The organism is Bacillus sp. ISL-77, from assembly GCF_018613105.1.
The window spans coordinates 148,393-168,689 of the sequence record NZ_JAGGQY010000037.1 but is presented as its reverse complement, the minus strand read 5'-3'; the positions used below and the strand labels follow the sequence as shown (position 1 = coordinate 168,689).

General features: G+C 39.9%; 21 protein-coding genes, 1 other RNA gene and 1 pseudogene. 5 read left to right on the top strand and 18 right to left on the bottom strand.

From position 1 onward, the window contains the following. Nucleotides 1–8: 8 nt before the first annotated feature. On the bottom strand, nucleotides 9–1,004 hold the full coding sequence (locus J7E77_RS15740; protein ID WP_214715581.1) for a DUF3231 family protein: 996 nt from the start codon (nucleotides 1,002–1,004) through the stop codon (nucleotides 9–11). A gap of 116 nt (nucleotides 1,005–1,120) precedes the next feature. Then, the gene (locus J7E77_RS15735) at nucleotides 1,121–2,095 is read right to left on the bottom strand and encodes a cation diffusion facilitator family transporter (protein ID WP_214715580.1); all 975 of its coding nucleotides are present in this window, start codon (nucleotides 2,093–2,095) and stop codon (nucleotides 1,121–1,123) included. Between the two features lie 157 nt (nucleotides 2,096–2,252). On the opposite strand from J7E77_RS15735, the gene J7E77_RS31200 reads away from it, so the two are divergent. Both J7E77_RS31200 and J7E77_RS15730 read left to right on the top strand, forming a co-directional pair. Next, nucleotides 2,253–2,381, top strand: coding sequence for a hypothetical protein (locus J7E77_RS31200; protein WP_285290580.1), 129 nt, complete (start codon nucleotides 2,253–2,255; stop codon nucleotides 2,379–2,381). Continuing rightward, nucleotides 2,342–2,578, top strand: a pseudogene (locus tag J7E77_RS15730) (DNA alkylation repair protein); the annotation flags it as partial. The gene J7E77_RS31200 and the pseudogene J7E77_RS15730, both read left to right, overlap by 40 nt. 36 nt (nucleotides 2,579–2,614) lie before the next feature. Here the strand turns inward: J7E77_RS15730 and J7E77_RS15725 are convergent. From J7E77_RS15725 to J7E77_RS15715, 3 genes are all read right to left on the bottom strand, one after another. After that, nucleotides 2,615–2,848 (bottom strand): group-specific protein, encoded by a 234-nt coding sequence (locus tag J7E77_RS15725; protein WP_214715579.1) that lies wholly within the window; start codon nucleotides 2,846–2,848, stop codon nucleotides 2,615–2,617. Nucleotides 2,849–2,911: 63 nt separating this feature from the next. Further along, nucleotides 2,912–3,913 (bottom strand): AI-2E family transporter, encoded by a 1,002-nt coding sequence (locus J7E77_RS15720; RefSeq protein WP_214715578.1) that lies wholly within the window; start codon nucleotides 3,911–3,913, stop codon nucleotides 2,912–2,914. 96 nt (nucleotides 3,914–4,009) lie between these two features. Beyond that, entirely contained in the window at nucleotides 4,010–5,029 is a 1,020-nt protein-coding gene (locus J7E77_RS15715; RefSeq protein ID WP_214715577.1) for a polysaccharide deacetylase family protein, read from the bottom strand. Between the two features lie 384 nt (nucleotides 5,030–5,413). Here J7E77_RS15715 and J7E77_RS15710 point away from each other — a divergent pair, with 384 nt between their 5' ends. Continuing rightward, complete coding sequence (locus J7E77_RS15710; protein ID WP_098930912.1) at nucleotides 5,414–5,881, top strand: hypothetical protein; 468 nt, start codon at nucleotides 5,414–5,416, stop codon at nucleotides 5,879–5,881. 248 nt (nucleotides 5,882–6,129) lie between these two features. Then, nucleotides 6,130–6,264 carry a hypothetical protein gene (locus tag J7E77_RS31195; protein WP_285290578.1) on the top strand — a complete coding sequence of 45 codons (135 nt, stop codon included), beginning with the start codon at nucleotides 6,130–6,132 and terminating at the stop codon, nucleotides 6,262–6,264. A 249-nt stretch (nucleotides 6,265–6,513) separates the two neighbouring features. Here the strand turns inward: J7E77_RS31195 and J7E77_RS31190 are convergent, their stop codons facing one another. From J7E77_RS31190 to J7E77_RS15695, 3 genes are all read right to left on the bottom strand, one after another. Beyond that, entirely contained in the window at nucleotides 6,514–6,900 is a 387-nt protein-coding gene (locus J7E77_RS31190; protein WP_214715576.1) for a 2Fe-2S iron-sulfur cluster-binding protein, read from the bottom strand. Nucleotides 6,901–6,903: 3 nt separating this feature from the next. After that, entirely contained in the window at nucleotides 6,904–7,752 is an 849-nt protein-coding gene (locus tag J7E77_RS15700) for a family 1 encapsulin nanocompartment shell protein (RefSeq protein WP_214715575.1), read from the bottom strand. 198 nt (nucleotides 7,753–7,950) lie between these two features. Further along, nucleotides 7,951–8,523: an IMEF encapsulin system ferritin-like cargo protein gene (locus J7E77_RS15695; protein WP_214715573.1), complete on the bottom strand. Its 573-nt coding sequence runs from the start codon at nucleotides 8,521–8,523 to the stop codon at nucleotides 7,951–7,953. Between the two features lie 197 nt (nucleotides 8,524–8,720). Here J7E77_RS15695 and J7E77_RS15690 point away from each other — a divergent pair, with 197 nt between their 5' ends. Next, nucleotides 8,721–9,386, top strand: coding sequence for a spore coat protein (locus J7E77_RS15690; RefSeq protein ID WP_214715645.1), 666 nt, complete (start codon nucleotides 8,721–8,723; stop codon nucleotides 9,384–9,386). Between the two features lie 119 nt (nucleotides 9,387–9,505). Here the strand turns inward: J7E77_RS15690 and ssrA are convergent. The 10 genes from ssrA to gap form a co-directional block, all read right to left on the bottom strand. Then, nucleotides 9,506–9,863: a transfer-messenger RNA gene (ssrA, locus tag J7E77_RS15685) on the bottom strand. A gap of 185 nt (nucleotides 9,864–10,048) precedes the next feature. Next, nucleotides 10,049–10,516 (bottom strand): SsrA-binding protein SmpB, encoded by a 468-nt coding sequence (gene smpB / locus J7E77_RS15680; protein ID WP_088089545.1) that lies wholly within the window; start codon nucleotides 10,514–10,516, stop codon nucleotides 10,049–10,051. Between the two features lie 89 nt (nucleotides 10,517–10,605). Continuing rightward, entirely contained in the window at nucleotides 10,606–12,927 is a 2,322-nt protein-coding gene (gene rnr / locus J7E77_RS15675) for a ribonuclease R (protein WP_374102981.1), read from the bottom strand. Nucleotides 12,928–12,998: 71 nt separating this feature from the next. Then, nucleotides 12,999–13,745: an alpha/beta hydrolase gene (locus J7E77_RS15670; protein WP_214715570.1), complete on the bottom strand. Its 747-nt coding sequence runs from the start codon at nucleotides 13,743–13,745 to the stop codon at nucleotides 12,999–13,001. Between the two features lie 148 nt (nucleotides 13,746–13,893). Next, nucleotides 13,894–14,127: a preprotein translocase subunit SecG gene (secG, locus tag J7E77_RS15665; RefSeq protein ID WP_088089548.1), complete on the bottom strand. Its 234-nt coding sequence runs from the start codon at nucleotides 14,125–14,127 to the stop codon at nucleotides 13,894–13,896. A gap of 145 nt (nucleotides 14,128–14,272) precedes the next feature. Next, nucleotides 14,273–15,571: a phosphopyruvate hydratase gene (gene eno / locus J7E77_RS15660; RefSeq protein ID WP_168245645.1), complete on the bottom strand. Its 1,299-nt coding sequence runs from the start codon at nucleotides 15,569–15,571 to the stop codon at nucleotides 14,273–14,275. 38 nt (nucleotides 15,572–15,609) lie between these two features. Next, on the bottom strand, nucleotides 15,610–17,142 hold the full coding sequence (gene gpmI, locus J7E77_RS15655; protein ID WP_214715569.1) for a 2,3-bisphosphoglycerate-independent phosphoglycerate mutase: 1,533 nt from the start codon (nucleotides 17,140–17,142) through the stop codon (nucleotides 15,610–15,612). Continuing rightward, the gene (tpiA, locus tag J7E77_RS15650; RefSeq protein ID WP_214715568.1) at nucleotides 17,135–17,896 is read right to left on the bottom strand and encodes a triose-phosphate isomerase; all 762 of its coding nucleotides are present in this window, start codon (nucleotides 17,894–17,896) and stop codon (nucleotides 17,135–17,137) included. Before tpiA ends, gpmI begins: the two co-directional genes overlap by 8 nt. A 27-nt stretch (nucleotides 17,897–17,923) precedes the next feature. After that, on the bottom strand, nucleotides 17,924–19,108 hold the full coding sequence (locus J7E77_RS15645; protein ID WP_214715567.1) for a phosphoglycerate kinase: 1,185 nt from the start codon (nucleotides 19,106–19,108) through the stop codon (nucleotides 17,924–17,926). Nucleotides 19,109–19,262: 154 nt separating this feature from the next. Continuing rightward, nucleotides 19,263–20,270, bottom strand: coding sequence for a type I glyceraldehyde-3-phosphate dehydrogenase (gene gap / locus J7E77_RS15640; protein ID WP_214715566.1), 1,008 nt, complete (start codon nucleotides 20,268–20,270; stop codon nucleotides 19,263–19,265). Between the last annotated feature and the right edge of the window lie 27 nt (nucleotides 20,271–20,297).

Sequence of the window (20,297 nt, the reverse complement as noted above, 5' to 3'; positions counted from 1 at the left end):
CGCGAACCTTACAATTTCTGTAGATCCCTTCGACTTGGTGCATGAGGAGGCAGCTGGGCCCAGCCACGATCGACCATTAGATCAAACCCTTTAGCGGAATACACCAAAATATCTAAAATGTACTTTTGATAATAGGCAGACAAGTCTGTTCTCATTGATAATGATAACGCATGGCCGATAAGCGTGATATCAATAGCGTTCAATGAATGGAAAAGCGTAACCACAAGCCTATCGGAAAAAGGAGAAACCGTTGAATCCGTCACTTCTACACTTGTTGACACGTTCCCGAGTAGTTCTTCTCTCATAAGGATATCATTGAAGGTAGTGATTTGCTTTTCAGATATTTTCTTACCTTCCTCAATATAATTATGTATCTCCTTGTCTGATACCACTTGAAGTAATCCCATACATAAAAGGATTGAAAAATAATTCCGCTCCGTATTAAAAAAAATTTCTGTAATTTCAGCCACGTTTAACGGCCTTTTTTTCCCGAATCCACTTAAATAAGACAGTTTTTCAATGTATTCCACTTTATTTGGATAAGGGATCATCGGCGGACGGTCATAGATTCCCTTTGAAAGCATTAGGTTAGTGGATTGCTGATATAACATCGAAGTTTGCTGAACCATTGTAACAAAAAAATCCATCACATCTTCTCTTGCCGTATTTACTGTTATAAATCCCATGTTAATCATACTCATCCGGCTCATCGAATAAACGAAACTGAGGCCAAACATATCATAAAATAATGGCGGGGCAGATAAATTAATATCCTTTTCTGAAAATCCATCAGGAATTGGGATTCCTTCATCATTAAAGATGGTCGTGATTTTCTGAACATGGCCCTCAGATATTTCATATGCTTGTTCTAGAATTTTTTTAATCTCTTCATCTTGATTGTGATGAAGAAAATATGTCAGTAAACAAACAGACATATTCTCCTGAATATACGTAGCCCATAATCCCCCGATTTCCGCACTGGTCAACCGTATATTGTGTTTCACCCTATGCTACCTCCTAAATAGCGCTCTAAGTATAGAATCCCACTTGATAGCTGCTTTATTCGTTCTGTCAAGACAGAAAAAGGTTTCCAATTTGATTCCTACACAAAGGGCATTATCTATTCTGTAGCTGATTCACTGCGTGCCTTCCAACTCATTACTCCGTCTTCCTCATCAAACTCAATCGTGACATCAACAACCCCTTTTTCTGCCATAATTTTTTCATGAAGACGGTCCTTAATATCATCGGCCGCGGCTACCGTTAATTTTGGATCGACTTCGATTTCTAACTCCACATGCAGGTCTTCGCCCTCTTTAATGACAGTTATTCCTTGAATATCCTTGACATCAGGATCCTCCATAACAAGGATACCGATTTTATTTTCCATCTCTTCATCGGCTTGACCAAGGACTCCTGCAGCATTATCTAAAAAGACCCTTCCAACCACAAAGAACATCATCCCACCAATAAGCATCGAGGCCAATCCCTCTATTTGATGGAATGCAGTGAAGTGAGAAATGACAACAGCAATAATCGCCAACAAACCACCCAAGGTTGCAACGAGGTCTTCCATGAAAACGAGCTTTGTCGCAGGTTTAGCTCTTCCCAAATTGGCAAAACTTTTAGTGAAAATTTGAAGCCCACTTGCTTCAAGCTCAATCTCATGTAAAATTTCTTTCATTGCTTTAAATAACACAAACATTTCTAGCAGTGTTGCAACGGCTAAAACAATAATATTAATAGCAAATCCACCTGACTCGGTTGGATGAATTACATGGTGGTAGCCTTCTTTTATGGTTTCAAATGCCATAATTCCGACAATTAACACAGCACCCAAAAGAACAAGATTTACTAAGCGCCCGAACCCATTTGGATATTTTTCAGTCGGTGCCTTCTTACTTAAGGCGGAGCCGATAAACACAAAAAACTGGTTCGCAGCATCACCGAGGCTGTGCATCGTTTCAGCGAACATCGCCACATTGCCTGTAAACATAAAAGCGACACCTTTTATAATTGAAATAATTGTATTAATTATTGCCGCCAGCATGGCGGATTTATTGCCACGTTTTAATAATTGCAGTAGTTCGCCCATCGTATCCTCTTTTCTTGTTAAACTTTGCTTTTCTTAATATTTTCAAAAACAACTCATTTCATTATAAATAACTTTGATTAACAATTACAACAAAAGGAAACTCTTCCAAAAAGATGATAAAATAAGAGAAATGATCAGTATATTGGGAGGATAGAGAATGACATTAGATGAAATCATGTGGAAGCTTGCTGAACTGGGGTCCGAACAAACAAAGAATACCTTTATCAATCACGGCGTACAGGGGAAACAACCATTCATGAAGAAAAAAACCGGGTCCGCTATGTAATGAATGGATTTGTCATAAGTACCGGTGCCTATTTAATTGCTCTACATGAAGAGGCAATCAAGGTAGCTGAAAAAATTGGCAAGGTTCATGTGAATGTTGGCCAAACAGCTTGTAAAGTGCCATTAGCAACTGATTATATAAAAAAAATCGAACTCCGCGATAAAATTGGCGTCAAAAGAAAAACATGTATTTGTTAATATAAGGGACCCCAAATATTGGGGCTCCCTTATTAATTATACGTTCTTAAGGACCATATATAAGCGGTTGTTCCTGTGAGCTTGTTCATCTTCTGGAGCTAAATCGTATTTTTTCAGCAAATGGAACACCTCGTTTAAAAGGTCCTGTGTATGCTCTTTTTCAAAGAATTGATTAAATAATGGCTTCATATCTTCAGGCAAAAAAGCTGCAAGAGATTCGTATTTACTTTTTACATCTTCATGGGTATGGTCTAGCTTGCATTCGCTCATAAAGTCTCCTCCTAACAGTTAATACACTTAGTATAAACAAAAAAGCCCAACCGATGGGCTTTTTTATGCCTTCTTATTCTCTGTCACTTCTAGTACATCCAAAAGGAAAACAAAGACGGGAATTCCGACAATCAATCCCCAAATACCAAAAAAGTGCTCGGAAAATATCAAGACAATGAATGTATAGAAAACAGGAAGGTTTGTTTTTGAACTCATTAAATTTGGATTGAGAATATACGCCTCAATACCATGAATAATCATAATGGCAATGCCGACATAAAGGACTTTGATCAAACCGCCAATACTATAGGCAATAATTGCAAGCGGAATTAATGAAATAATCACACCTGCAACAGGAATAAGACCCAAAATAAAAATCAAGATGGATAACCCGCCAAGCTGTGGGAAATCCAGGATCCATAAGGAGATGGTTGTCAAAATACAGTTTACAACAGCAATGATTAGTTGTGCTTCAATCACTTTACCAAACGTTCCAACAAACTTTCGTCCAAAAAATTCAATTTCACTGTAAATGGGTGAAACTTTACTGGTTCTAAATTTCTTTGTAAAGGCAATCAAACGCGGTTTTTCCAACAGGAAGAACAAACTCATTAACAGAGCCAATAAAATTTGCAAACCAATTTTACTAATATCAGTAAAATATTTTAATACAAAGGTAAAGCCTTGCTCTAAATAGCTTGAGATTTTTATTTCTTCCATTCGACTCATTATATAATTCAGTACAATATTATCATGCTTAGTTGTATAAAAGGCGGTTAATTGCTTGATTAATGCGGTAATTTCGCCTGCAATCATCGGAAGATACATGACCAATCCATAAGAAAGCAAACCGACAATACTTGCATACGATATCACAACAATTAACTTTCGGTTAAGCGGTATTTTCCTTTCAATGAATTGGACTAACCGATCCATTAAAAAAGTAAGTATGAACGTAAGTAAGATTAGATTAATCATTGACTTCATTGCATAAATAGCAATGGCAATTAAGACAAAAATTGATATTCTCTTGAAACCGGTGCTCTGCAATAGTTTATTCATCATAGGCCATTATCGATCCCCATTATATTCACTATAAATCACATGAAAGAATTTTTAATATATGGTTAGTTTACCAAATCTGCAGATATTTGTCTTATCTCAAAATTGGATTGGAGTAGTAGTATTTTCAATTGGTTTACCTTCAAAGCCTTGTTTCTTTAAATAGTCTAGAAGTAATGGTAAATAAGCAAGAGTTTCCTTTCGCTCATGTAAAAGGATAACTAGCGGTCCATTATGGTCTTTCTTCTGGTTTATTTGGTTGATAACGCTGTTGATATAGCGTTTATCCTTATAGTACCAATCCTTACTATCAATATTCCAGTCCCACATCAAATACCCATTTTCCTTGACGGCCTTTTTATACTCGTCTGTCATGTTTGGTGCGCTGCCATAGGGCGTTCGCATAATAAAAGAATTGACACCTGACACTTTCTTTAAGGTGTTACGGTTTTGGTTTAATTCACTAAGCACTGATTCTTTAGATTTATAAAATTTCTTTTGACTGTGAGATACACTATGTAGTCCAACCGTTTCACCTGTCTTGGTCATTAATTTAACCGCTTCAGGATATCTCTTTATGTTCCCATCAATCATAAAGAATGTTGCTTTAAATTGATACTTTTCAAGAAGCGCAATAATCTTATCGGAAAAAGCTGCTGGACCATCATCAAAGGTTAAATAGACAATTTTCTTACCACTATTTCTTGGTTGTGTATTTTTTGGTTTATACGGAGCTGCAATGGATTCCTTTGTCGGTGGTTGAGAAGTAGTTTTATCTTTTGTGGTGGGGTGTGCCACAGCTTTATTTGTAGTATGACTGTTTGGCACCTTACTAGTCTCTCGTTCTTGCTGATTACTCCATATCACGGCTTTGTCTTGTTGCTTTCTTATTAATTCTTTTTCCAATTTTAAATCGTTTGTGTTCCGTACAATCATCTCCGCTGACACATTTTTCTTCACAGGTAGATTAGTAACTTTATTTTTTTGATGATTTTTAGATTCATCACCTGCAGCTTTTGCTTGAAAATAATTACTAACAAATATCCCTGTAAACAAAAAAACAACGGCAATGACAGCAATTAACGTCCCCTTCGACCAACCGCTTTTAAGATTCCCCATCGATCAATCCCTCTTTGATGTTTATTATTTTTCTTTCTCCATTATAGACGAAATTTTGACCAAAGTGTTACCAAACTATGAAAATATTAGAATATTAATAAAAGGTGAATATCGGCATAAAACATGCTAAATACATGCATTTTAACTGTTACTATTTTAATTTTACCAACTCAAGTATGCAGATCGGTGATCTTATAATCTACTCTTCAAAATTGGAAAAGACTCTTCTTTCGTTCCTATCTTTATTAAGTTGGATTCTATGACCACGACAATCTGCAGTTTTTGTTCAAACAACCTCCACAATTTGGTGCCTGACAACCATTGACAATGATTCTCATTATCTATAATATAACCTTATAGAGATTAATTGGAGGGGGATACAACATGTTTAACATGCTATATGGGTTGAAGGATATTCACACGGTTATTTCAAATCAACGTAAAATCGGCGGTGCGGCTGAGGCTGATTCGATTCGGTTATCATCAGGTGAAACCTATCTAAACCCTGTGTTTACTAATGTTGATATCTCAAAAGGTCATTATGTTTCTGTTGGTTTCATCGACCAAGATGGTGCAAATGTCATCGTACATGTCGATCAGATTGCTGTTATTAAAGGCTTACAGCACAAATTAATTTGTCAGCTCAATAATACTTATATTAAGCAATATCTGCTGCACGATACATTGAAATATTTACAAAAGTTATGTGAAGTGAATGCCGGTTTTGTAACAAGCTCCTTTAAAAAAGAAGCGCTGAAACTTGTGCGTGATATCAGTGTAAAAGAATTGAAAAACCATAATGTTTCGCTTCCATTCCCTGTTGAAGATAAATTAGTTCAATTGTTTGCTTAATAAAAACGAGGTCTCACTTTAATCTTAGGGGTTCCGTTTAGAGGTGCTTTTCTGAAATTTAAAGCCGAAATGATAAACGTTTAGACATAGTGATTTGTATATTAAACACAAAAACTCACCGCATATTGGTGAGTTTTCGTGTTTAATACGGATGAAGACAGTTCCTATTGAAAAACCAAAGAAATAGGTCTTCATAAAGGAGATGAAGACCAAATCCTTCCGGAAAACCAGAGAAAGTGGTCATCATAATGACGATGATGACCAAATCCCTTCGGAAAACCAGAGAAGGTGGTCTTCATAAAGGCGATGAAGACCAAATTGAGAATATGGTCTTCATTGCAAATGCCATTTTTTCAACCAACCTTATCTGCTTAGCAATTTAGAAAAATATTAAAATTGACACTAAATCGACAATAATATTGACAGTAAATTTGACGATTTTCCTAATTGTATAATCACTTTTGTACTTCATAAAAAAGATGTCAATTGTTTTGTCAAAACCCATAAAAGATGTTAATAACCTTAATAAATAAAGAAAATGACGTATGCCAATTCACACGCCATTTCTTATGTCGTTTAGTAAGAATGCACCTCAAAACCGAACCCTTTGACTTTAATGTGGACCTCGTTTTTTATTGAATAACTGCTTGGCAGGCCAATCGATAGCCGTTGTTTACTTCATTCCCAAGCTTTTTATGCTCTAGTTGGTTGGGCTTCGATAGTCCTGGGGATTGCAGGACCTGAACCGTACATTGACCACAGGTTCCTTTTTGGCATTTATATTTGATGGGCTTTCCTTGTTTTAGAGCGGCATCAAGCAATTTCCCTTTAACAGGGGCAATTTCGAACCTATTCTCGCCTTGGAGCACGATTATTTTTTCAGAGTGAGGTTCTTCCCTAATCGTATCGGATTGCTGTTTAGGTTCTTCTTTTTCAAAAAGGGTACTTGAAGGTGGGTTCAGAACAGGCCCCAATGAACCCGGAATGAGTGAGCCAACCGTAAAAACTCGTTTGTTCACTCGTTAATCCCCTATTGCCTCTAGTGTGCAAATTGCCCCAGGACGTTTGATTCTTAATACTACGGTTTCATATACACGGAAAGGGTGATTCATCCCTTCCTGGCCCATGTAGGCTGTATCAAAATCCTCTGATACGGCAAGATCCAAGTTATTTCGGCCTGTATTAAGGATCACTCCCGTTTTCCCTTTTAAAACTGGTGATTGGAACACGCCATCTGTCACAAGCTCACGAATATGTTCAATCTCTAAGACATTGGTATCTTTATGAACACGATGTATTAGCGAATAAAGCTCTGGTGCTAGGACAAGTGCAAACGGTCCATGGTGGTTCATTTCGAGCAGTTTATTCCTTGCATCGACAATATCCTGAAAAGCGGTTCCTGATTCATACCATTCTCCAATCAAGTGCGTCAGCCGTCCTTGGACATTCATTATTCCTGGGATATCAAATTCTTTTGCCCCGTGAAAAATCATCTGGTCTTCCAGATTAGCGACGTCTCGAGCAGCATTAGCAGCTGGTGAGAAATCAATTGGAATATCGAGTACCTTGGTTTGTTCTATATCTCGCCAATATAGGATGAAATCCTTGTAGAGTAACGGAATTGTATGGTTTACCCGTTTACTTGTTTCGAATGTGGTATCAAAGGATCCCTGAAAGTCCATTTTCGCTTCTTGGTTTTCGATAAAGATGTCATTTGAGATGCTTTGCATACCTCGTCCGAGGGGGCCATATAGTTCGATAAAACGCCGGCCTATCAACTGTCTACGTGCTGTTTCGATGACAGTTTTGTCTAATTGGGCGAATTCTTGGTCTGTTATCGGTGAATCCGGAAATAATTGCGTTTTGTTCATGTTTCGATCCTCTCTTCTTTTTGTATTTATTTTGTGGTTGGTTTTATAGGTATGGATTCCGCCGATTTGAGCGAGGATTCCGCCAAACTTTGGAAGAATTCCGCCAAACTTGTTCGGGATTCCGCCAAGTTCTCAACTTATTCCGCCAAGCATCATAAATCGTATGAGTTTGAGTCTATTTACTTATGTAAGTACCGACTAAATTAAGCTCCCAACAGTAAACCCCTTTTTATATTTAGCTGAAGACACGACTGGGACAGCAGCCGATGTTGTAACTGACCGGTCTAAGTGGTCATGGTCGTGATCATGATGGGCATGCGGGTCTATGTAGTCATTATCAAAACGTTTATTAATCTCCAATAGCATCGCTTTTACCTGCTGATAATCTTGATAGGAGACCACCCGTAATTGGTTCAGCATTGTGCTGCGTTCTTCATCGGTAAAGCGAAATAAGGCTAAATCAAGATGTTCCACAAAATTATGTAACCCGAATTTTTCGAGGTTCAACTCTTGCAAGAGCCGATTAAATTCATTATTCGTCGGCGCAAAATCTTTCTCATCCTTTTCCTTTTCAAATTTACTGATAAGCGGAATGAGCTCAACTAAACGAGAAAGGCGCTGTTCCTCTTCTTCATAAATATGATGATAATAAAGCCGTTCATGGTCATCGGTGGCGTTCTGAATGACCGGATCCAACATATTCATAAATTTTTCAATCGCATCTTTGGTTGTCGTAAAAATTTGATAAAAAATCTTTAATTCCTCTTTCACAGTGTGCACCCCCGGATTTCAACTACTTCTCATTATTGACATTAGTGGATGCATTTAATACCTATTTGGCTGTAATTAAATTCCCTTTTGAAAAAATCACATGGCCTCTATTTTGACGCTTTTTTGGGAATAACTCTTCTTCCTTGAAACATAATAACAAAGGTTATACCAATACCTTTAGGAGGAGATAAAAAATGATGCAAAATCTACAGGGACAAATGCACCAAAATATGCACACAGGAAATGTACCGCCACAGTTAAATCACGGCGGCCATGAAGTGTTCGATGTCCACGAGGTGCTATCAGGAGCAATTGGGACATTAGATCAGTACATGATGTTACGCCAACACGTAAAAGACCCAGAATTACTTGATATTCTGGATCGTCAATATCAATTTATGCAGGATGAATATAACATCACTTTAGAATGCTTCACAACGGGGCAGGATCCTTCCAAACGGACACAAAGTTATAAAATGAACCAAGGGAATGATTTTGTTTATGGGTTAAAACCAGCTCAGCCGAAAAAGCCGCTACAATCCGTTTCTGAGCTTACCGATGAGTGCCTTTCCAGCATGATGCTTGGGTGTGTAAAATCAGGTGCATCGATGAAGACAATGGCAGCTCTAGAAGTTACAAATCCTGTTGTCCGCCGTGTACTAGCTGACTCTGTTCCGAATTGCATTGAAATGGCCTATGAAATCTCGATTTATCAAAATAAAAATCATTACTATCAAGTACCGCAACTAGCTCAGCAGGATATGACTCAACTGCTAAATTCCTTCGCCCCGGCACAAGGAATGCCACAAACTAACAATATGAGCATGAATGCAAATATGAATATGAACAACATCAATCATTAAAATGATGTCAGCATAAGACAAAAAGCTACCCTTCCTTTTCATTTTGAATGAAAGAAAGGATAGCTTTTTTCAGATATAAAAAAAGACCAGCAAATATGCTGGCCTTTTTTTCCACTATGTAGTGGAGACGGTGGGAGTCGAACCCACGTCCAAAGATATCGCCACTTAAGCTTCTACGAGTGTAGTCGATATATTGGTGTTTCGCTGATTCTTCTGCCTATCGACCGGCGTCCGGTCAGCTAGCCTGGTTGTTCTCTTCCTTCATCCTCAGGCGGTGGAATCCGGCGTAGCCCACTTAGAGTGAGTCCCTTACCCTACCACATGGGCAATGGAGGGAGGAACCGCTATGCAGTATTAAGCTGCGAAAGCGAGGTTGTTGTTAGTTTTGCCAGTTATGGCTTTGACGTTTTAACGAGGCCGATCCCCTCGACTCGCGACCTAAGCTCAAACTACCCCTGTCGAATCCGTAGCGTCCCCATATATAAAAGGAGCTGCAATCTAATGAAAGATTAAAGCTGTAGACGTTAGGATGCTCAACAATGTTCTTTGAGCAAAGTATCTCATCGCTAACTTAGCGACAAACTTATTATAACACACTGTAGGGATTTTTCAATTGTAAGTATCTGTAAAATAATTTCCAGTCTAGCAGACGACCAACCATATTACATCTTTTGGCGATCACGGAAGGCACGTTCAATTTCACGCTTGGCTTCTTTTTGCTTTAAGGATTCGCGCTTATCATAATTCTTCTTACCTTTCGCAAGCCCAATTAACACTTTGCAAAAACCATTCTTCAAATAGAGCTTTAATGGAACAAGCGAATATCCCGCTTCTTTGGTTTCTCCGATTAATTTACTAATTTCGCGTTTATGTAAAAGCAGTGTCCGTGTTCTTAATGGGTCGTGGTTAAAACGATTTCCTTGCTCATAGGGGCTGACGTGCATCCCGAATAGAATGGCTTCTCCATTTTGGATCCGTGCATAGGAATCCTTTAGATTTACTTTTCCGGCCCGAATCGATTTGATTTCTGTTCCCTGCAAGACAATTCCAGCTTCGTAGGTTTCTTCAATAAAATAGTCATGGTAAGCCTTTTTGTTTTGGGCAACCACTTTTCCTTCACCTTTTGGCATCTTTTTCACCTCATTCTTTGGATTTATTTTAACAGAACGCACTTGATAGGACAATGAAAAGGAGCCTTATAAAGGCCCCCTTACAATGTTCATTTATTTTTTCGCTTCGTACTTTTGTTTTTTGGCACATTATCATAAAATTTACGTTTCTTCTTCGCTTTATTACTTTGACCGCTGCCGCCTTCAGATTTGGCATTGGAATTGCCGCCTTGACTACGACCGCCGCCGCCTTGCTGTTTATTCCTCCGCGGCTTCTTGGTATCGCTGCCCGTACTGAAAACCTTTGGCGTTTCCGACCGTTCGCGACGAGGTGTACCTTTCATGCCCACAATTTCAAAATCAATCGCACGCTCATCTTTATTTACTTTTACAACCCGAATTGTAATTTCATCACCAATTCGGAACACATTTCCGGTTCGCTCACCAATCATGGCAAGATGACGCTCGTCATATCGATAATAATCATCGGTCATGTAACTAACATGGACAAGGCCTTCAATCGTATTTGGAAGTTCAACAAACATTCCAAAATTGGTCACGGAGCTGATAATTCCATCATACTCCTCACCAATTTTGTCAGCCATGTACTCTGCTTTCTTCAAATCGTCCGTTTCTCTCTCGGCATCCACCGAGCGTCGCTCCATTTTTGAAGAATGATCGGCAATTTCAGGTAAGCGTGCATTCCATTTTTCCTGCGTGGTTGAATCAAGCTTTCCTTCGATTAAGTAGGTCCGGATTAAACGATGAACAATTGTATCCGGATAACGACGAATCGGCGAGGTGAAATGGGTATAGAACTCTGTTGATAAACCAAAATGTCCAAGACTTTCTGGATCATATTTGGCCTGCTGCATCGAGCGAAGCATAACCTTCGAAACAACCATTTCCTCTGGCTTTCCTTGAACCTCTTCAATGATTTCCTGAAGGGCCTTTGGATGGACATCATTAGCAGTCCCTTTTACAATGTACCCGAAATTGGTGATAAACTCGAAAAATCTACGTAGTTTATCTTCCTTCGGATCCTCGTGTATTCGGTAAATAAACGGAACTTCCATCCAGTGAAAATGCTCTGCCACTGTTTCATTGGCAGCAAGCATAAACTCTTCAATTAATTTTTCAGCCACCGAGCGCTCACGAAGCACGACATCGGTCGGCTTTCCATCTTCATCAACTAGGACCTTTGATTCCTTAAAATCAAAGTCGATCGCTCCCCGCTTCATCCGTTTGTTTCGTAAGATAGCGGCCAGCTCTTCCATCATTTCGAACATGGGCACAAGCGGTTCGTATCTAGCTCGCGTTTCTTCATCATGTTCAGCAAGAATCATATTTACAGCATGATAGGTCATCCGTTCGGTTGTCTTAATCACACTTTGAAAAATTTCATGCGAAACAACGGCTCCCTCTGAGGTAATTTCCATTTCGCAGGATAGGACCAAGCGGTCTACCTTCGGATTTAAGGAACAGATTCCATTCGATAAACGATGGGGAATCATCGGGATGACTCGGTCGACTAAATACACACTCGTAGCCCGTTCTTCCGCTTCCAGGTCAATTGGCGTGCCTTCTTTTACATAATAGCTAACGTCTGCGATATGGACGCCAAGCTTATAGTTGCCGTTCTCAAGCCTTGTCACAGTTACCGCATCATCAAGGTCTTTAGCATCGGCCCCATCAATTGTGACAATCGTTTCATTTCGAAGATCGCGGCGATTGGCCAATTCACTTTCATCAATGGTGTCAGGCACCTCGTTGGCTTGTTTTAACACCTCGTCTGGGAAGGCCATTGGTAAGCCGTGCTTATGTATGACTGACAGGATGTCCACACCCGGGTCGTTTTTGTGTCCGAGAATGGTAATGACTTCGCCCTCTGCACTTTTTCGCCCCTCTGGATACGTAACCAGCTTAACAACAACTTTATGTCCCTCGACTGCCCCTTTGGACGCTGCCTTTGGAATAAAAATATCACTCGCAAATTTTTTATCATCCGGAATGACAAAGCCAAAGCTTTTGCTTTCTACATACGTTCCGACAATTTGCTGCACACCGCGTTCAATGATGCGGATAATACTTCCTTCCCGGCGCTGCCCAGCGCTTTCAGAGGAAACACGCGCTAAAACGATATCACCATGCATGGCTGTGTTGGTTTCATTTGGCGGGATAAAAATATCATCCATCCCTGGCTCATCTGGTGCCACAAAGGCAAATCCTTTGGCATGACCGATGAGCTTTCCGCGGATTAAGTTCATTTTCTCCGGAAGTCCGTAACGGTTGCTTCGCGTCCTGACAACTAAGCCCTTTTCCTCCATTTGCACGAGTGCTTTCACAAACTCCTTAAAATCACTAGAATCCTGGATGCCAAAGGCTGTTTCAAGTTCCTGAACGGTTAATGGTTTGTATGCTTCATCCTTCATATATTGTAAAACCTTATCAATATGCTTTTGTATATTATCTTCCAAACTAATCCTCCTTTGTGGGTGCTTTGTTAATCGCGCCAGTCGAGCTTTTCTAAAAAGGTATAGACATCCTCATGCAATTGTTCCCGTTCTTTGTCGAGCGTGATCACATGACCGGATTCTTCATACCATTTCAGTTCCTTCACAACTGATTCGATTTCATTGTAAATAATGTTGGCACTTTCTGTGTTTATCATTTTGTCATGACGTGCCTGAACGACAAACGTGGGCGCATAAATCATATCCACATTTTCGCGTACATCTGCGATTAATGCCTGTAATGCCTTTAACGTTTTCATTGGTGTTTTCTTAAACTCATTCATTTCCATTTCGATTTGCTCGTCTGTTTTTCCTTCACGTTTTTTAAATTCACGAGCATAATCAAGAATTCCTTCGTACATGACCTCTTCGCTTTTTATATGCATCGGTGCGCACATCGGTATAATGGCTTTTATAGGTACAGTGTATCCCAATTTCAAGGAAAATACGCCACCAAGAGACAATCCCGCTACGGCAATTTCTAAGTGGCCTTTATTTTTTAAAAATTCATAGCCTTTTAGTACGTCCTGCCACCAATCAGTTGGTCCTGTGTGAACAAGCTCTTCGGGTGGAACTCCATGACCCTTATAGTGTGGAGCATGACAAGTATAGCCTTTTTTTTCTAAAAAACGTCCTAGCATACGAACATCCGCTGAATTTCCGGTAAAGCCGTGTAACAGAAGAACTGCTCTTTTTCCTCCTGCAAAAGTAAATGGCTTAGGTGTAGCAACTTTCATGATAAAAACTCCCTTAATTTCAATTCATATAGTTTAGTTTTAACAAAGCAATGATGAACATTCCAGAAAAACGCTTATCTAGTCGGTATTTATTTTAATTAACCAAACAAAAAACCTGGCGCTTGAGGCCAGGTTTGAGTGTAAATAATTAGATTTTAAAGTAAGTTACTGCGATAGAAAGCAGGATAAATAATACTGCTAATACAATCGTAATACGATGTAGAATCAAGTCAAGTCCTCTTGCTTTTTGCTTGCCGAAAAGTGATTCAGCACCACCTGAAATGGCACCTGATAATCCAGCGCTTTTACCTGATTGAAGTATAACAACACCAATAAGTCCGATACTTACAATTACTAATAAGATTACAACTAATGTATGCATAAAGGCCACCTCCTGTTAGACGTACAATTCACAGTATATTAAATCTATCATATTTCATCGCTTAAAACAATAGTCGTTATTGTGTCTTATGGAATGATTAAAAAGGCACACATCCGAAAATGTGCGCCTTTGATATCGTGAAAAATTATTTGCTTAGGTTATAGAATGTTTTCTTCCCTAAGTATTGAGCTGTTTCACCTAATTGGTCTTCAATGCGAAGCAATTGGTTGTATTTTGCGACACGGTCAGTACGAGATGGCGCACCAGTCTTGATTTGACCAGCATTTGTAGCAACAGCGATGTCAGCAATGGTGTTGTCTTCTGTTTCACCAGAACGGTGGGAGATAACAGCAGTGTACCCAGCACGTTTTGCCATTTCAATCGCATCAAATGTTTCAGTAAGGGTACCAATTTGGTTAACTTTGATCAGGATGGAGTTACCGATTCCTTTTTCAATACCCTCTGCAAGTTTACGTGTATTGGTAACAAATAAATCATCACCAACTAATTGAACTTTTTTACCAAGGCGTTCAGTTAATAGCTTGTGACCTTCCCAGTCATTTTCATCTAAACCGTCTTCGATTGAAACAATTGGGTATTTAGATGAAAGTTCTTCGTACCAATCAACCATTTCTGCAGAAGTCTTCACAACACCTTCGCCAGCAAGATGGTATTTTCCATCTTCCTTGTTGTAAAACTCAGAAGATGCAGCATCCATAGCAAGCATAACTTCTTCACCTGGCTTGTAGCCAGCTTTTTCGATTGCTTCAACAATGGTTTGAAGAGCTTCTTCATTTGATCCTAGGTTTGGAGCGAAACCACCTTCGTCACCAACTGCTGTGTTAAGACCTTTGCCTTTAAGAACAGATTTTAACGTATGGAAAATTTCTGCACCCATACGAAGCGCTTCTTTAAAGTTTGGAGCACCAACAGGCATAATCATGAATTCTTGAATATCTACGTTGTTATCAGCATGCTCTCCGCCGTTAACGATGTTCATCATTGGCACTGGAAGCTGCTTTGAATTGAAACCGCCAAGGTATTGATATAAAGGAATATCTAAGTAATTTGCTGCTGCATGCGCAACCGCCATAGATACACCTAGGATTGCGTTTGCACCTAGTTTACCTTTGTTATCAGTTCCATCAAGTTCGATTAAAGCTTGGTCAACAGAAACTTGGTCAAGAACGCTGAATTCTTCGCCAACAAGATGTGGAGCGATAATTTCGTTTACGTTGTCCACTGCTTTTAGAACACCTTTACCAAGGTAACGTTCTTTGTCTCCGTCACGTAGTTCAACGGCTTCATATTCACCAGTGGAAGCACCACTTGGAACCATTGCGCGGCCAAAGGCACCTGATTCAGTAAATACTTCAACTTCAACAGTAGGGTTACCACGGGAATCTAATACTTCACGAGCGTATACGTCTGCAATAAATGGCATTTAAAAATCTCTCCTTAAAAATTAAATTGTTTTTTCGTTTACTTTATTAATGATGTCCCAGTCATTTCGGCTGGCTTTTCAAGACCTAATAAGTCTAACATAGTTGGCGCTAAATCCCCAAGGATTCCACCGTCACGCAATTGAATTCCTTGTTTTGTCACAATTACCGGCACTGGATTTGTCGTATGTGCTGTCATTGGATCGCCTTCAGGTGTGATTACTTCATCAGCATTCCCATGGTCAGCGGTGATAATCACAGATCCGCCTTTTTCAAGAATCAAATCAACGATTTTTCCAAGACACTCATCGACAGTTTCAATTGCTTTAATTGTTGGCTCAAGCATACCTGAATGCCCTACCATGTCTGGATTCGCGAAGTTCAGTAAAATGGCATCAAACTTGTCCGCCTGAATTTCTTTAAGGAGTGCGTCAGTCACTTCGTAAGCACTCATTTCAGGTTGAAGATCATAGGTTGCCACCTTCGGAGAGTTGATTAAAATCCGCTCTTCGCCAGGGAACTTCTCTTCACGTCCACCGCTCATAAAGAACGTGACATGCGGGTATTTCTCGGTTTCGGCAATTCTTAATTGCTTCATATTATTTTGCGATAAGACTTCACCAAGGGTGTTGTCTAAGTTCGTCGGTTTAAAGGCAACATATCCATCCACTGATTCACTGAAATGGGTTAAGCACACGAAGAATAAATCTTTCGGATGCTTCGGCCCGCGGTCAAAGGAGCGGAAGTCTTCATTTGTAAATGTATTAGAAATCTGAATTGCCCGGTCCGGACGGAAGTTATAGAAAATAACAGCATCATTGTCCTGAATCGTTGCAACCGGCTGGCCATCTTCTTTAGTGATGACAGATGGAATGACGAATTCGTCAAAAATTCCATGAGAATAAGAATCCTCAACCACTTCTAATGGATTCGTATAGGTAGGGCCATCACCATAAACCATGGAACGGTAAGATTTCTCGACACGTTCCCAGCGCTTATCACGGTCCATAGAGTAGTATCTCCCTGAAATCGTAGCAAATTCACCCACACCGTATTCCTTCATTTTATCCAGTGTCTGTTGAATAAATTTAGCTGCTGTTTTCTGACCGACATCGCGGCCGTCAAGGAATGCATGCACGTATACCTTTTCGACGCCTTCTTCTTTTGCCAGTTTCAGCAGAGCAAACATATGTTGAATATGGCTGTGAACACCGCCGTCTGACAATAATCCGAATAAATGAAGGGCTGTGCCGTTTTTCTTCACGTGCTCCATCGCACCTGTAAAGGTTTCATTTTTTTCAAATTCACCTTCACGAATGGCAATGTTCACTCGTGTTAAGCTTTGGTAAACAATTCGACCGGCACCAATGTTCAAGTGACCAACCTCTGAGTTACCCATTTGACCTTGTGGCAGACCGACTGCCTCACCAGAAGCTGTTAAATGAGAATGTGGATACTCGCTCCAAAACCGATCAAAATTAGGCTTTTTCGATTGTGCGACTGCATTCCCTTTTGTTTCGCCCCTGCATCCAAAACCATCAAGGATGATGAGAGCAACTGGAGATTTACTCATAGCTGCCTTCCTCCAGTAATTGTAAAAAGGATTGTGCTTCAAGGCTGGCTCCACCTACTAATGCACCATCGATATCTGGTTGTGCCATGTATTCTTTAATATTTTCTGGTTTGACACTGCCGCCATATTGAATTCTTACCGCATCGGCAACGTCTTGCGAGAATTGTTGTGCAACTACTTGACGGATATGGGCACAAACTTCATTTGCATCAGCTGAAGTGGAAGATTTACCAGTTCCAATCGCCCAAATCGGTTCGTAGGCAATAACCGTTTGCTTAACTTGATCATCAGTTAAACCAGTTAATGCTTTCGCAACTTGGTCTCCAACTAATTGGTTAGTTTCACCATTTTCACGCTGTTCTAGTGTTTCACCACAGCATACGATCGGAGTTAAATTATATTTAAAGGCTGCAAGAGCTTTCTTGTTTACAGATTCATCTGTTTCATTGAACATTTCCCGGCGTTCTGAGTGTCCGATAATGACATATTGAACTTCAAGGTCAGCAAGTGCTTTCGGGCTGATTTCACCTGTAAATGCTCCGCTTTCTTCAAAGTGCATGTTTTGAGCTCCAATTTTCACATTGCTGCCTTGTGTGGCTTCGACAAGACTTTGTAAAAATAAAGCAGGCGCACAAATAACGGATTCCATTTTTTCTGGAGCAGGTACAAGTCCTTTTACTTCCTCTGCAAAGCTTTTTGCTTCAGAAAGTGTTTTGTTCATTTTCCAGTTACCTGCAATAATTGGTTTACGCATACTGGCACATCCTTTCATGTTTTAAACTTATTTATCGTTCAGCGCAACTACACCTGGGAGTGCTTTACCTTCAATAAATTCAAGGGAAGCGCCGCCCCCTGTGGAGATGTGGCTCATTTTGTCTGCTAAATTGAATTTTTCAACAGCTGCTGCTGAGTCTCCGCCGCCAATAACTGAATATGTACCTTCTGCTTCAGCAAGTGCTTCGGCAACGGCTTTTGTGCCGCCAGCAAATTTATCAATTTCAAATACACCCATTGGTCCATTCCAAATTACTAGTTTTGATTTTTGAATGACGTCACGATAGATCTCAGCTGTTTTCGGTCCAATATCAAGTGCTTCCCAATCAGCAGGAATTTCCTCAATCGCAACTACTTTGGAATTAGCGTCTGCAGAGAAATCATCTGCAACGACAGCATCTACAGGCATATAGAAATTAACACCCTTTGCCTTAGCTTTTTCAATAAACGATTTTGCAAGATCAATTTTGTCTGCTTCAAGAAGTGATTTACCCACTTCATGGCCCTGTGCTTTGATAAATGTATAAGCAAGACCGCCGCCAATAATTAAGTTATCGACTAATTCTAAAAGATTTTCAATAACACCAATCTTGTCCTTTACTTTGGCTCCACCGATAATCGCTGTAAATGGGCGTTCCGGATTAGAAAGTGCTTTACCAAGTACATCGAGTTCTTTTTCCATCAAAAGACCTGAAACAGCTGGCAGAATATGAGCAATACCTTCAGTTGAAGCATGGGCACGGTGTGCAGCACCAAAGGCATCGTTTACATAAACATCAGCTAATTCTGCAAAAGATTTCGCCAACTCAGGATCATTCTTTTCCTCGCCAGGGTAGAAACGGACATTTTCAAGCAGTAGGACATCGCCTTCCGTCATTGTCTCTATCAACGCTTTTACAGAATCACCATAAGCTTCATCTGCCTTCTTCACGTCTTTACCAAGCAGTTCAGATAATCTGACACCGGCTGGAGTTAAGCGCATTTCTTCGACTACTTTTCCTTTTGGACGGCCGAAGTGGCTGGCTAAAATCACCTTCGCACCTTGTTCTACTAAGTATTGAATCGTTGGCAATGCCGCACGGATCCGCGTGTCGTCCGTAATTGCACCATCCTGCATAGGAACGTTAAAATCCACTCGGCAAAATACGCGTTTACCTTTTACATCGACATCTTTGAGAGTTTTCTTATTCATAAAGGACCTCCGAAAGTTTGGTATGAAGAAAATGAATTATCTAAAATCAGTAAAAAAAGGGGAGGGGGGCATATACTCCCCGCTCCCCTTTGGAAAACCTTTGTAATGTTCAACTTCTTATGATTGACAACCAATCATCGTCCGTTCCGATATATTAAAGTCCTTTTTGTGCAAGGTAGTCAACAAGGTCTACAACGCGGCTAGAGTAGCCAACTTCGTTATCGTACCATGATAATACTTTTACCATATTGCCTTCAAGAACCATTGTTGATAATGCATCAATTGTAGAAGAAGCAGTGCTTCCGTTATAGTCAGTAGAAACCAATGGAAGTTCGCTGTAAGCTAAAATTCCTTTTAATGGACCTTCAGCAGCTGTTTTTAATGCTGCGTTAACGTCTTCAGCTGTTACGTCTTTTTCTAACTCCATAACTAAATCAACGATTGAAACGTTTGGAGTTGGAACACGCATTGCCATACCATTCAATTTACCCTTAAGTTCTGGTAGAACAAGAGCAACTGCTTTGGCAGCACCAGTTGAAGTTGGGATCATGTTCTCAGCTGCTGCACGTGCACGACGGTAATCCTTGTGTGGTAAGTCAAGGATTTGTTGGTCATTTGTATAAGAGTGAATCGTTGTCATCATACCGCGTTTGATTCCGAATGTATCATTCAATACTTTCGCAAACGGTGCAAGACAGTTTGTAGTACAAGAAGCATTAGATAATACGTGGTGGTTATTTGCATCATATTGATCTTCGTTAACACCCATTACGATTGTGATATCTTCGTTATCTGCTGGAGCAGAAATGATTACTTTTTTCGCACCTGCTTCAAGATGTTTCGCAGCATCCTCACGCTTTGTGAAACGGCCAGTTGATTCAACTACTACGTCCACGCCAAGATCGCCCCAGCCTAATTGTGCTGGATCGCGTTCTGCAATAACTTTCACTTTGTGTCCGCCAACTACTAGGTATTCGCCATCAACAGTAACATCTTCTTGTAGAGTCCCGTGAACAGTGTCATATTTTAGAAGATGTGCAAGCATATTTGCATCAGTTAAGTCATTAATTGCAACGATTTCCACATTGCTATTTCCTAAAGCCGCACGAAATACGTTACGACCGATACGTCCAAATCCATTAATACCAACTTTTACTGACATGATAAATTTCCTCCTTTAATTGGGTAA